The 12,849-nt window shown below is 69.8% G+C and carries 12 protein-coding genes and 1 tRNA gene; 6 read left to right on the forward strand and 7 right to left on the reverse strand.

Annotation, left to right across the window (positions count from 1 at the left end; all coding sequences use genetic code 11):
- Nucleotides 1–119 precede the first annotated feature (119 nt).
- A tRNA-Arg gene (locus Z052_RS14800) sits at nt 120–194 on the reverse strand.
- A gap of 332 nt (nt 195–526) precedes the next feature.
- On the opposite strand from Z052_RS14800, the gene Z052_RS14805 reads away from it, so the two are divergent.
- Complete coding sequence (locus tag Z052_RS14805; RefSeq protein WP_086219755.1) at nt 527–1,126, forward strand: recombinase RecA; 600 nt, start codon at nt 527–529, stop codon at nt 1,124–1,126.
- A gap of 76 nt (nt 1,127–1,202) precedes the next feature.
- Nucleotides 1,203–1,625, forward strand: coding sequence for a CoA-binding protein (locus Z052_RS14810; protein ID WP_049930089.1), 423 nt, complete (start codon nt 1,203–1,205; stop codon nt 1,623–1,625).
- 61 nt (nt 1,626–1,686) lie between these two features.
- Here Z052_RS14810 and Z052_RS14815 read toward each other — a convergent pair whose 3' ends face one another.
- Complete coding sequence (locus Z052_RS14815; protein ID WP_094519933.1) at nt 1,687–2,667, reverse strand: PLP-dependent cysteine synthase family protein; 981 nt, start codon at nt 2,665–2,667, stop codon at nt 1,687–1,689.
- 155 nt (nt 2,668–2,822) lie between these two features.
- Between Z052_RS14815 and thrS the strand changes: the two genes are divergently transcribed.
- Entirely contained in the window at nt 2,823–4,799 is a 1,977-nt protein-coding gene (thrS, locus tag Z052_RS14820; protein ID WP_176454974.1) for a threonine--tRNA ligase, read from the forward strand.
- A gap of 9 nt (nt 4,800–4,808) precedes the next feature.
- On the opposite strand, the gene Z052_RS14825 is transcribed toward thrS, so the two are convergent.
- Nucleotides 4,809–6,329, reverse strand: a complete 1,521-nt coding sequence (locus Z052_RS14825) for an ATP-binding protein (RefSeq protein WP_049929673.1) — start codon at nt 6,327–6,329, stop codon at nt 4,809–4,811.
- A gap of 242 nt (nt 6,330–6,571) precedes the next feature.
- Here Z052_RS14825 and Z052_RS14830 point away from each other — a divergent pair, with 242 nt between their 5' ends.
- The 3 genes from Z052_RS14830 (at nt 6,572) to Z052_RS14840 (ending at nt 9,756) form a co-directional block, all read left to right on the forward strand.
- Nucleotides 6,572–7,738: an alanine--glyoxylate aminotransferase family protein gene (locus tag Z052_RS14830; protein ID WP_094519932.1), complete on the forward strand. Its 1,167-nt coding sequence runs from the start codon at nt 6,572–6,574 to the stop codon at nt 7,736–7,738.
- Nucleotides 7,739–7,816: 78 nt separating this feature from the next.
- Complete coding sequence (locus Z052_RS14835) at nt 7,817–8,926, forward strand: guanosine monophosphate reductase (protein ID WP_099289206.1); 1,110 nt, start codon at nt 7,817–7,819, stop codon at nt 8,924–8,926.
- A gap of 110 nt (nt 8,927–9,036) precedes the next feature.
- The gene (locus Z052_RS14840) at nt 9,037–9,756 is read left to right on the forward strand and encodes a class I SAM-dependent methyltransferase (RefSeq protein ID WP_094519930.1); all 720 of its coding nucleotides are present in this window, start codon (nt 9,037–9,039) and stop codon (nt 9,754–9,756) included.
- Nucleotides 9,757–9,794: 38 nt separating this feature from the next.
- Here Z052_RS14840 and Z052_RS14845 read toward each other — a convergent pair whose 3' ends face one another.
- The 4 genes from Z052_RS14845 to Z052_RS21055 all read right to left on the reverse strand — a co-directional run bounded on the left by Z052_RS14845 (nt 9,795) and on the right by Z052_RS21055 (nt 12,620).
- Complete coding sequence (locus tag Z052_RS14845; RefSeq protein WP_094519929.1) at nt 9,795–11,087, reverse strand: MFS transporter; 1,293 nt, start codon at nt 11,085–11,087, stop codon at nt 9,795–9,797.
- Nucleotides 11,088–11,176: 89 nt separating this feature from the next.
- The gene (locus tag Z052_RS14850) at nt 11,177–11,914 is read right to left on the reverse strand and encodes an SDR family oxidoreductase (RefSeq protein WP_094519934.1); all 738 of its coding nucleotides are present in this window, start codon (nt 11,912–11,914) and stop codon (nt 11,177–11,179) included.
- A gap of 91 nt (nt 11,915–12,005) precedes the next feature.
- Complete coding sequence (locus Z052_RS21050) at nt 12,006–12,263, reverse strand: hypothetical protein (protein WP_241897966.1); 258 nt, start codon at nt 12,261–12,263, stop codon at nt 12,006–12,008.
- A 21-nt stretch (nt 12,264–12,284) separates the two neighbouring features.
- Nucleotides 12,285–12,620 carry a hypothetical protein gene (locus Z052_RS21055; RefSeq protein ID WP_241897967.1) on the reverse strand — a complete coding sequence of 112 codons (336 nt, stop codon included), beginning with the start codon at nt 12,618–12,620 and terminating at the stop codon, nt 12,285–12,287.
- Nucleotides 12,621–12,849: the final 229 nt, after the last annotated feature.

Here is a 12,849-nt window from a genome sequence, read left to right on the forward strand (position 1 = left end):
TGTGGGTAAGAGACAGGCCTTTAGGTGCGGGATGAATCCGGCAAGCTCTCTACACCCACCATTCGATCCGAGACTCTACAGTAGAATTAAGACTAGTTCGGCAACGGACCGCGAGTGAGTGGGCGCTACAGGATTTGAACCCGTGGCAACTTGGTCCGAAGCCAAGCACTCTGTCCAAACTGAGCTAAGCGCCCTCACGTCGGCTTACATCCGAGAGCGTGTTAAGTCCCGCGATTCGAAACCGGCGCCGCGCAGTCCGTCGGTTCCGGCCCGGCGTCGCCGATCGGTCGATTCGCCTGCGTGATAGATTTCCACGGTTCGGCGGCGTTCGGCCCCCCACTGGCGGCCGAATTCGCCGTCCGATCGGGTCCACGGCCCGATCGAGACGCGCCGTCGCGTCGCAGGGGCCGATCAAAAAGAATATTATTCGGAGCGGGCATGTTCAGGTAGTAGATGTGTCTTGGTCGCACGGCCTCGCGGCCGAACGAGTGGATCGCGCCGACGTCGCCGCCCCCGAGGTGCGTCCATGTATGAGCTGACGCCGCATTTCGACGCCGAGGTCGATCCCGGGACCAACATTCTGTTGACCGGCCCGCCGCTCAGCGGGAAGCGGTCGATCATGATGGACGTCCTCGCCGCAGGGACCGATCGCGACGAGGGCGCCATCGTCGTCACCACCAAGGACGGCGCCGATCGGGTGCTCCGCGACTACGAGGAGCGGACGCCCTACGAGGGGAAGCCCGTCGCGGTCGTCGACTGCGTCACCCGCCAGCAGGGGGGCGAGACCCGCGAGTCCGACCGTATCAAGTACGCCTCCTCGCCGGTAGACATGACCGGGATCGGGATCAAGCTCTCCGAGTTCCTCCAGGCGTTCGGCGACCGCGGTATCGATCAGAACCGCGTGATGGTCCACTCGCTGTCGACGCTGCTGATGTACTCGGACCTCCAGACGGTGTTCCGGTTCCTCCACGTGTTCACGGGCCGCGTCCAGAGCGTCGACGGACTGGGACTGTACAGCATCGACTCGACCGCCCACGACGACCAGGCGATGAACACGCTCAAACAGCTGTTCGACGGCATCGTCACCGTCCCCGAGGACGGCGACCCCGAGATCCGACTCCCCTGACCGGGAGCCGACGACCACGCTTCTCTTCACAGCGGCTAGGGATCCGTTTAATCGCATGGCGATCGAATCGTCGACCATGCCCGTCACGGACGACGCCGGACTCGACCGCCTGCTCGACGCCGAGACGATCGCCGTCGTCGGCTGTTCGACGACGCCCGGGAAGGCCGCGCACGACGTGCCCGCGTATCTTCAGGACCGGGGGTACCGCGTGATCCCGGTGAATCCGTTCGCGGACGAGGTGCTCGGCGAACCGGCGTACGACGCGGTCGGCGACGTGGAAGAAGAGATCGACATCGTTGACGTGTTCCGGCCGAGCGAGGAGGTCCCGGAGATCGCCGAGGCCGTCCGCGAGCGACACGCGTCGCGCGGCGACGCCGGGACGCTGTGGCTCCAACTCGGGATCAGCCACGACGAGGCGGCCGCGGCCGCGGAGGAGGACGGGATCGACGTCGTTCAGGACCGCTGTCTCAAGGTCGAACACGGTCGGCTGCGCGGATAACGGACCGGGCGGCGGCCGCGGTACCGGCCGGTGTCTGGGCGGCGTCGCGCCGCTCCGCCACCTACCCCTCCCACTCCTCGAAGGACCGGTAGACGCCCTTCGAGAGGTAGCGCTCGGAGGAGTCGGGGAAGACGGTGACGACCGCGTCGTGCGGGGCGTCTATCTTGCCGTCGCGGATCTCCCGCGCGACCCCCTTCGCCGCGATCGCGTTCGCGGCCGACGAGGAGGCGACGAGGTGGCCCTCCTCGCTCGCGAGCCGGCCCATCTCCTCGTGGACGTCGCGGTCGTCTATCGCTTGGATCTCGTCGACGAGGTCCGGGTCGAACAGCTCGTTGCGTCCGGTGTCGTGGGTGCCGATCCCCTCGGTCTTGTACGCCTCGTGGTCGACGTCCTCGCCGAGGAACTCGCGGTACGCGGAGCCGGCCGGCTCGACCGCGACGACGTGGGTGTCCGGGTCGGCCTCGCGGAAGTAGCGGGCGATCCCCATCAGCGTCCCGCCCGTGCCGCAGCCGGCGACGACCGCGCCGACCTCGCCGTCGAGGGCCTCGTCGATCTCGGGGGCGGTCGTCTCGTAGTGTGCCTCGGCGTTGAGCGGGTTCGAGAACTGTTGGGGGACGACCGCGTCGTCGAGCTCCGCCGCGATCTCGTGGGCGCGGTCGATCGCGAGCCCCATCCCGTCCTCGCTCGGCGTGTTCACCACCTCGGCGCCGAGCGCGCGCATGAGCTGCTGTTTCTCCACCGAGAAGCGCTCGGGAACGACGAAGACGGCGTTTAACCCCAGCTGCTTGGCGGCGACCGCGAGCCCGATCCCGGTGTTGCCGGCGGTCGGCTCGACCACGGTGCCGCCCTCGCCGAGGTCGCCCCGCTCCAGCATGCGTTCGAGCATGTACCTCCCGATGCGGTCCTTGATGCTCGCTCCCGGGTTGAACGACTCCAGCTTGGCGTACACCGGCACCGCGGTCGGCGCGTCGTGGACCTCGACGAGCGGCGTCTCCCCGATCGCCTCCAACACCGACGACAGGGGCTCCCGATGACTGGTCATAGGGCGGCAAACGTTGCCGGGTGATTTGTGTGTTGCCATCGCTCGCTCCCGATCCGGGGCTCCAGAGCGGCGGCGTGACTTGCCGGGATCTGGCGGCGAGCGCCGAACGATGTCCGGTCGACCGTGACGCTCGGCGCCGCGGATCGAACACACTTATGCCGGTCGTCCGGTTCCGACACTGTATGAGCGAGACCGATGCGGAGGCCGAGGTGACGGTCGTCCTGCCGGACGGATCAGAACTCACCGTTCCGGCGGGCTCGACAGTCGAGGATGTCGCCTTCGAGATCGGCCCCGGGCTCGGTCGCGACACCGTCGCGGGGAAGATCGACGGCGAACTCGTCGAGAAGCACGCGGCGGTCCACGACGGCGCGCGGATCGAGATCGTCACCGACCAGTCCGACGAGTACCTCACGGTGTTGCGCCATTCCGCGGCCCACGTGTTCGCGCAGGCGCTCCAGCGGCTCCACCCGGAGGCGACGCTGACGATCGGCCCGCCGACCGACGACGGCTTCTACTACGACGTGACCGACGTGGACGTCGACGAGGACGACCTGGCCGCCGTCGAGGCGGAGATGGACGAGATAATCGCCGCCGACTACGACATCGAGCGCGAGGTCCGCTCGCGCGAGGAGGCGAAAGAGATCTACGCCGACAACGAGTACAAACGCCAGATACTCGACGAAGAGGCCGACGGCGAGGAGGTCACCTTCTACGTCCAGGACGACTGGCAGGACCTCTGTCAGGGCCCCCACGTCGAGTCGACAGGCGAGATCGGCGCGGCGACGCTGCTCGAGGTGTCGGCCGCCTACTGGCGCGGCGACGAGGAGAACGACACGCTGACGCGCGTGTACGGCACCGCGTTCGCGAGCGAGTCCGACCTCGAAGAGTACCTCGAACTCCGCGAGGAGGCCCAAGAGCGCGACCACCGAAAGATCGGGCAGGAGATGAACCTCTTCTCGATCCCGACGGTGACCGGCCCCGGCCTGCCGCTGTACCACCCGCCGGGGAAGACGGTGCTGCGCGAGCTGTCCGACTTCGCGAACGAGCTCAACCGCGAGAAGGGGTACGAGGAGGTCGAGACGCCGCACGTGTTCCGGACGGAGCTGTGGAAGCAGTCCGGCCACTACGAGAACTACAAGGACGACATGTTCCTCCTCGACGTGAACGACGAGGAGTACGGCCTGAAGCCGATGAACTGCCCGGGCCACGCGACGATCTTCGACCAGCAGAACTGGTCGTACCGCGACCTCCCCCAGCGCTACTTCGAGAACGGGAAGGTGTACCGGAAAGAGCAGCGCGGCGAGCTGTCGGGCCTCTCGCGCGTCTGGTCGTTCACCATCGACGACGGCCACCTGTTCGTCCGCCCCGACCAGATCCGGCAGGAGATCGAGTCGGTGATCGAGATGATCTTCGAGGTCGTGGAGACGCTCGATCTGGAGGTCGAGGTCGCCTTAGCGACCCGCCCCGACAAGTCCGTCGGCGGCGACGAGATCTGGGAGTCCGCCGAGGAGCAGCTCCGCGACGTGCTCGAATCGGGCGGCTACGACTACGACATCGAGCCCGGCGACGGCGCGTTCTACGGCCCGAAGATCGACTTCGGCTTCGAGGACGCTCTCGGCCGCGTCTGGGACGGTCCGACCGTCCAGCTCGACTTCAACATGCCCGACCGGTTCGACCTGACCTACACGGGCGAGGACAACGAGGAGCACCAGCCGGTGATGATCCACCGGGCGCTGTACGGGAGCTACGAGCGGTTCTTCATGGTGCTGATCGAGCACTTCGACGGGAACTTCCCGCTGTGGCTCGCGCCGGAGCAGGTTCGGATCCTCCCCGTCTCCGACGAGACGCTGGGCTACGCCCACCGCGTGAAGAACGAGCTGGAAGACGCGGGCTTCCGCGTCGAGGTCGAGGACCGCGACTGGACCGTCGGCCGCAAGATCCGCGCGGGCCACGACGACCGCCTCCCGTACATGGTCATCGTCGGCGACGACGAGCAGGAGGCGGGCACGGTCTCGGTGCGCGACCGCTTCGAGAACCAGCGCGGCGACGTCGACCTCGACACGTTCGTCGACCACCTCGTCGACGAGCGCGCGGAGAAGCGGACGGAGCCGGACTTCGTCGACGCCGAGTGACCGAACGGCTCAGGCGGCCTCGACGCCGGTGATCTCGAACCGGGCGCCGTCCGCCTCGGACGCCGTCACTCGCACCGCCCAGCCGTGCGCGTCGGCGATCTCGGCGACGATGTTCAGCCCGAACCCCGTCCCGTCCGTCGTCGTCGTGTAGCCGGTCTCGAACACCTGGTCCCGCTCCGCTTCGGGGATCCCTTCTCCGTCGTCGGCCACGTAGAACCCGGCGCCGTCCGCGAGCGGTCCGACGGTGACCGTCACGTCCTCGCCGCCGTGTTCCACGGCGTTCCGGAACAGGTTCTCGAACAGCTGTCGCAGCCGCGCCTCGTCGGCGAGGACTTCAGAGTCGTCGAGCGCGACGCGGAGCGTCCCGCCCCGACTGTCGCTCGTCTTCCACGCGTCGGTCGCGAGCGCCGCGAGGTCGACCGGGTCCGGGTCCTCGACGTCGCTCCCCTCGCGCGCGAGCGCCAGCAGGTCGTCGATGAGCGTCTCCATCCGTGAGAGCGACCGCTCGATCGGGGCGATGTGGTCGCTGTCGGACTCCTCCGCGAGGAGGTCCAGCCGACCCCGGGCGGCCGTGAGCGGGTTCCGGAGGTCGTGGCTCACGACGCTGGCGAACTCGTCGAGCCGGTCGCGTTCGCGTTCGAGCTGCTCCGCCGCGTGCTGTCGCTCCAGCTCGTAGCTCACCCACCGCGTCAGCAGTTCGACGAACGTCCGCTGCGTGTCCGTGAACGGCTCGCCGCGCGGCGTGGTCGCGGCGAAGCAGAGCGTCCCGTACTGCTCGCCGTCGATCTCGACCTGTCCGCCGATGTACGTCTCGAGGCCGAACGTCTCGTAGGCCGAGTCGTCGTTCCACCCGTTCTCGGAGGCGTCGACGACTGTCAACAGCCGGTCGCGCTCGATGGTCCGCTTACAGTACGCCTCGTCGAGGGGGCAGGTCTCGCCGGCCTGTAGCAGCGGGTGTTCCGCGTGCGATATCTCGACGTGCTGGGTGCCGTCCTCGATCCGGGTGAGGAAGCCGTTCGGCACGTCGAGGTACTCGCAGCCGAGCGTCAGTATCGCCTCGACCTTCTCCTCGAAGGTGCGGTCCTGGTCCGAGGAGACCGCGTAGAGGCGCTGGATGGCCCGGAGGCTCTCCCGCTGGCGCCGCTCTAGGTCGCGTCGCTCGGTGATGTCCCGGAGGTACACCGAGAGCCCCTCGTCGGAGGGGAACACGCGCACGTCGAACCAGACGCCCAGCGGTTCGTAGTACGAGTCGAACGAGACGGACTCTTGGACGTCCATGGCGTGGTGGTACCGCTCGTAGAACTCCGTCCCGGTCGAATTCGGGATCGAGTCCCACAGGTGACACCCCACAACCGTCTCGCTCGGATCGACCGCGTCGTCGCGCATCGCGGCCCGCAGGATCCGCCGTCCCTCCTCGTTGGCGTACGTGACCCTCCAGTCCGCGTCGAGGGCGAAGAACCCGTCGGCCATCCGGTCGATGACGGTCTGGAGGTCCTGGTCTGCGCTCGATTCGCCCGCGCGGTCGCTCATGTCGCGTCATACGCGTCACGGGGATTTAGGTACCGGTGGTCACCGCCCCGGACCACCGAGCGTCTGCGCGGGTCGACGGAGTTCGATCGGCCGGGCGCCCGCTCGCGGTGCGGCGACTTCGATCGTCCGGGCACCCGCTCGCGGCGCAGCGATAGCGGCCGGCCGTCGTCGTCGGCCGTCACTGCGTCGGCGAGCCCGCGCGTTCCGTCGGGTTTTTGTCACCGCTGGCTGGACTCAAGCGCATGTCAGAGCGATACGCCGAACGCGGCGTCGACGAGAAAGCGCCCGACGTGGGGGAGCTGACGCCGCCGGACCGCACGCTGATGGGCCCCGGTCCGAGCGACGTCCACCCGCGCGTCCTCAAGGCGATGAGCACGCCGCTCGTCGGCCACCTCGACCCGTCGTTCGTCGAGATCATGGACGAGGTCCAGGAGCTGTTGCGCTACACGTTCCGGACCGACAACCAGTGGACGATCCCGGTCTCCGGGACCGGGTCGGCGTCGATGGAGGCCGCCATCGGCAACCTCGTCGAGCCGGGCGACACGATGCTGGTACCGACGAACGGCTACTTCGGCGGCCGGATGAAGTCGATGGCCGAGCGCGCGGGCGGCGAGGTCGTCGAGGTGGACGCCCCGTGGGGCGAGCCCCTCCACCCCGTCGACGTCGAGCGCGCGTTCAACGAACAGCAGCCGGACGTGTTCGGGTTCGTCCACGCGGAGACGTCGACGGGCGTCCGCCAGCCGAACGTCTCCGAACTGACCGACATCGCGCACGCTCACGACGCGTTCGTGATCGCGGACTGCGTCACCTCGCTCGGCGGCGTCGAGATGCGCGTCGACGAGTGGGGCGTCGACGCCGCCTACTCCGGCCCGCAGAAGTGCCTCTCGTGTCCGCCGGGGGCGAGCCCACTCACGCTCAACGACCGCGCGATGAACAAGGTGCTCGACCGCGAGGAGCCGGCCCGCTCGTGGTACCTCGACCTCTCGCTGTTGGAGGGGTACTGGGGCGACGAGCGCGCGTACCACCACACCGCGCCGATCACGAACGTGTACGCGCTCCGCGAGGCGCTCCGCCTCGTCGCCGAGGAGGGGATCGAAGAGCGGTGGACGCGTCACCGCGAGGTCGCCGGCGACCTGAAGGTAGGGCTCCGCGATCTGGGCCTCGAAATGAACGCTCCCGACGAGTACTGGCTCCCAAGTCTGAACGCGGTCCGGGTGCCCGACGGGGTCGACGACGCCGCCGTCATCGACCGCCTGCTCGACGAGTACGACCTGGAGATCGCCTCCGGGCTCGGGGACCTGGAGGGCGACATCTGGCGCATCGGCTGTATGGGGCACTCTGCCCGCCCGAAGAACGTCGAGTACGTCCTCGCGGCGCTCGAGGGCGCCCTGGCCGAGCAGGGGTACTGACGCGTCGCGGCAGCGCGACCGCGCCCGCTCCGGCTATCGAGAGGTTTTTTACCGTCCGTCCCCCGTCCCGCTAAGGGTATGAACGATCTACGAACCGGGCTGAGCTACGGGGACGTGCTGCTCGTCCCGCAGCGGTCGCCCGTCGACAGCCGGAGCGACGTGGACCTGTCGACGCGGTTCACGCCGAACGTCGAACTGGAGACCCCGCTGGTCTCGGCGGCGATGGACACCGTCACGGAGGCCGAACTGGCGATCGAGCTCTCGCGGGCCGGCGGGCTCGGCGTCCTCCACCGCTTCCTCACCGTCGACGAGCAGTCGGCGCAGGTCGAGCGGGTGGCCGCGGCCGGCGAGCGGGTCGCGGCCGCGGTCGGCATCAACGAGGACCACCTCGCTCGCAGCGCCGCGCTGGTCGACGCCGGCGTGGACGCGATCGTCGTCGACGTCGCGCACGGCCACCTCGACCGGACGATCGCGGCCGTCGAGGAGATCGCGGCGGAGTTCCCGGAGACGGACCTCGTCGCCGGCAACGTCGCCACGCCGGCGGGCGTCGAGGACCTCACGGCGGCCGGGGCCGACTGCGTGAAGGTCGGCATCGGGCCGGGTTCGCACTGTACGACGCGGAAGGTCGCCGGGGCCGGCGTCCCACAGCTCACCGCGGTCGACGACTGCGCGACCGCGGCCGCGGACCTCGACGTGACGATCTGCGCCGACGGCGGCATTCGGACCTCCGGCGACGCGGCGAAGGCGCTGATGGCGGGGGCCGACACGGTGATGCTCGGGAGCCTCTTCGCCGGGACGGCGGAGGCCCCGGGGGCGGTCGTCGAGGTCGACGGGACGCGGTACAAGCGGTCGCGCGGGATGGCGACGACCGCCGCCGCCGAGGACCGGGACGACAAAGGCGCGAACGTGGGCGCCGACGAGGGCGTCGAGGCGCTGACGCCGTTCAAGGGCCCGGTGGGGACGGTCGCCGAGGAGTTCTGCCAGGGGATTCGTTCGGGCCTCTCGTACTGCGGCGGGCACACGCTCGAAGGCGCCCGGGAGCGCGCCGAGTTCATGCGCGTCGCCCCCGGCGCGAAGGAGCGCGAGGGGTTCCACACCGACGACGACTGGGAGGGGATCAGCGTGGACAGCGAGACGAAGCGGGTCGCCGACTCGACCGGCGGGTCGGCCGCCGAGGGCGACGACTGAACGGTCAACTGCGTCCGGTCCCGTCGCCGGCGGACACGAGGTGCGACCCGGTGCGTCACTGCGTGACGATATCACGGACCGCTTTTCACCGTGAGCGGACAGTCCGGCGTATGGCCGACGCCTTCGGACGCGCGCTCCGCGACCACAACCGTGGCGACCGGACGGAGCCGCTCTACCAGGGAGACGGCGAGGCGGTCCGCGAACATCCGATCGAGGCGTTCTATTTCACCGAGTTCGACCCCGACGACGAGGCGGGGTCGTGGCTAGCGTCCCGGCTGGAGTGCCCGCTGGTCGACCTCGGCGCCGGCGCTGGCCGCCACGCGCTGCGGTTTCAGGAGCGGTTCGAGACGGTGGCCGTCGAAGCCAGCCCGGCGCTCGTCGAGACAATGCGGGACCGCGGCGTCGCCGACGCGAGGGAGGGCGACATGTTCGCCCTCCGCGAGTCGTTCGAGCGCGACCGATTCGCGTCGGCGCTCGCGATCGGGACGCAGATCGGGCTGGCGGGGTCGATGCGCGGGCTCTCGGCGTTCCTCAGCGACCTCGCGTTCGTGACGACGCCCGACGCGACCGCGGTGGTCGACTGCTACGATCCCGAGCACTCCGAGGCGGCAGACCTGTTCGGCTACCGCGCGGACCCGACGCCGGGGCTCGCGCACCGCCTCATGTGGTTCCGGTACGACGGGGAGACGGACCCGACGCTCCACTTCCGGCTGTTCTCGCCGGACCGACTCCGCGAGGCCGCCGTCGAGACCGACTGGGTCGTGGACGCGGTCGACCGCGAGGGCTCCGGCAACGGCCCGCACTACCGGGCCGCGCTGCGGAAGCGGTAAGGGGACGTAACCGCTCGGTGTGCGGGTCGCACGCGGCCCTACCACGTCGTCAGCGCCGCACGACCGTGGTCCCGCGCGAGGATCGCGAGGAACGCGAAGACGCCGGTGACCGCGAACGCGCCGCCGACGTAGAAGACGGACGCCATGCTCACCTCGACCATGAGCCAGCCGGCGATGAGAGGGCCGGCCACCGACCCCGGCCGCCACACCAGCTCTCGGATGCCGAAACTGGAGGCGACGCCGCCGTCGTCGGTCCCCTCGTCGGCGAACAGCGCCATGCTGGCCGGCTCCCGGAACGAGTCGGCGACGCCGAGGAGTCCCGAGAGGCAGACGAGCGGAAGGTACGCCGGCGGGAGCGCGCCCAGTACGGGGACCGTGACGCCGCTACCGAGGGCGGCACCGATCGGCGCCGAGAACGGGATCGCCATCGCGATCACCCAGTAGGCTCCGCCGCCGCCGAACACGAACAGCGACCGCCCGTAGGCGTCTGAGAGCCGACCCGTGAACAGTTGCCCGACCATGTTGGTCGCCTTCTCGGCGGTGACCGTCACCGCCACCGCGGTCGCCCCGACCGCGAGCCCCCCGCCGCCGACCGCCGTCCCCGCGTAGATGGGAACCCACGTCCGGACCATCGTCACCGCGAAGGCGTACTGCGCCCGGAACGTCGATATCGTCAGGAGCTTGCGGTTGACCGCGAGGTCGGTGAAGGGGAACCCCTCGATCCGCGTCGGGTCGTCGTCGAGCACGCCCCACGTGACGAGCCACGCGGCCACCATCAGCGCCGTGATGACCCCGAAGACGGGGCCGAAGCCGACGGCGTCGTAGATGGCGCCCGCGCCGAGGGAGCCGAGTATCGAGGCGGCGAACGAGGCGGCGTTCGCCTTCCCGATCTTGTCTGCCCGGGTGCCCGCTTCGGCGATCTGGCCGACGAGCGAGAGCGTCATCAGCCCCGCGCCGGTGACGACGAACCCCTGAAGCGCGCGCACGGCGACGAACGTGGCCGAGGAGTCGACCAGCGGGAACAGCGCGTACACGCCCGCACCGGCCACGAGAACGGCGAGGAGGACGCGCCGCTTGTCGAACCGGTCGCCGGCCCACGCGAGCGGGACCACCGCGGCCGTCTGCGCGAGCGTGAACCCGGTGGTGTACATCCCGATGACGAAGCCGGCCGAGACCGTGACGCCCAACACGGTGACCGCCTGCGGGTCCAAGGCGTTGATGTACGTCGGCAGAAGCGTCAGCAACGTGATGAAGCCGAACCCCTCCGCGAACCGAGTGAGGTACAGCGCCCAGAACTGCGATCGCTTCGGTCCGTCCGTCGCGTTGCTCACACGCGTCCGCCGTCCGGTGATTCAAAAGGGGTTACGGTTCGAAGGCCGGGGCCCGACGCTCGACGGCTCGTCCGCCCGGACCGGGGCGGCTACAGCGTGTCGGCGAACTTGTCGCGCCGGAAGAGGTCGATCTCCTGGGCCGTCGAGCCGGGCCGCGACGCGGCGAAGGCGATCGCCTCAGCCACCTCCTCGGGCTCGGTGACGCTCCCGGGCTCGAACCGCTCCTCGAACGGCTCGCCGTCCTCGCTCCCGAACTCCGTCCGGACCTCCGAGGGGTTGACCACGGAGACGGCCACGCCCTCGTCGCCGACCTGCGCCGCGACGCTGTGCGCGAACCCGCGGACCCACCACTTCGTCGCGGCGTACACGGGGTTGAACGACCGCGGGTACTCCCCGGCGAAGCTGCCGACCGCGATCAGGCTCCCCTCGCTCTCCGTGAGGTGCGGGAGCGCCGCGCGCGTGAGGAAGAACGCGCCGTCGACGTTCGTCTCCTGCATCACCGAGTACTCCTCGTCGGTCATCGTCGCCACGTCGCTCCCGCGGGCGACGCCCGCGTTGACGACGGCCACGTTGAGGTCGCCGAACTCGTCGACCGCGGCCTCGACCGCCGCTTGCGAGGTCGCCGGGTCGCGCACGTCGCCGTCCGCGACCACGGCCCCGACGTCGTGCTCGGACCGCACGTCGTCCGCGACCGATTCGAGCGCCTCGCGCCGCCGCGCCACGAGGACGACGTTCGCCCCGCGCTCGGCGAGCGCGTGCGCCGTCGCCTCACCGATTCCCGAACTCGCTCCCGTTATCACCGCCGCCGCGTCGTCGAGACTCGACATGTACGCAGCGTCGTCGTCGGCGAAGCACATAAATCACCCACGCCGCGGCGAGCGGCGCAGGGGCGGTTGAACGAACTGCTCGCCGACCGCCTCAGCGGTTGGAGGAGGTGACGCGTCGGTGGTTCGCGCCCGCCCGCATGTCCACGTGGCCGCAGCGCTCGCACCGCCACACGTACGCGCCGGTCTTCACCGCCGCCCGTTCGCCGTCGACCCGTTCGGTCCAGTCGCTCCCGCGCTGGGCGCACTCGTCGGGGCGGTACTTGCTCTCGACGGACTCCTGCTCGGCGACGCCGTCGCCGTCGCCGACCGCGATCCCCTCGGCGACGGCGCGAACGTCCTCGCCGCTCATCCGTCGTCGCAGCCGAGTCAGCTACTTCCGGAAGCGCTCGGTCCGGCCGACGAGTCGGTCGTACCGGCCGTCGTCCGTCGGATCACCGCCGTCCCGCCACTCGTACGCCGAGATGAGCACGGTGGTCCGGTAGTGCTGGTCCAAGAGCAGGTGGTAGTCGGCCCGGTGGAACAGCGTCTCGACGGTGTCGACGAGGTCCGCTTCGAACACCGGGCGTTCGATGTCGCGGCCGTACGGCGCCTCCGCGTCCGGGGCCGACCGCTCCCTGACGCAGAGCACGCGACAGTGCGACGCCTCCGACCGCGACCGTTCCAGTATCTCCTCGGCCGCCCCGTCGCCGAGCGACTCGTCCGGCACGAGGACCGCGACCCCGCCGTCGAACGCCTCGGCGAACTGGGCGGTCGTCAGCCCTCGGCGGGGGCGTACTCGTCGAGCTAGAGCCCGGAGAGGTCGGCCCGGGTCTTGTTCGCCTCGCAGACGACGACCGACGAGGCGAGAAGCGCCACGGGAATCACCCACCGCGGGCCGCTCGGCGCGACCGCCCGACCGGCCGCGGCGTGGCGTCACTCATACTGTCAGCTAAATA

Source organism: Halorubrum sp. C191 (assembly GCF_002727095.1).
GTDB lineage: Archaea > Halobacteriota > Halobacteria > Halobacteriales > Haloferacaceae > Halorubrum > Halorubrum ezzemoulense.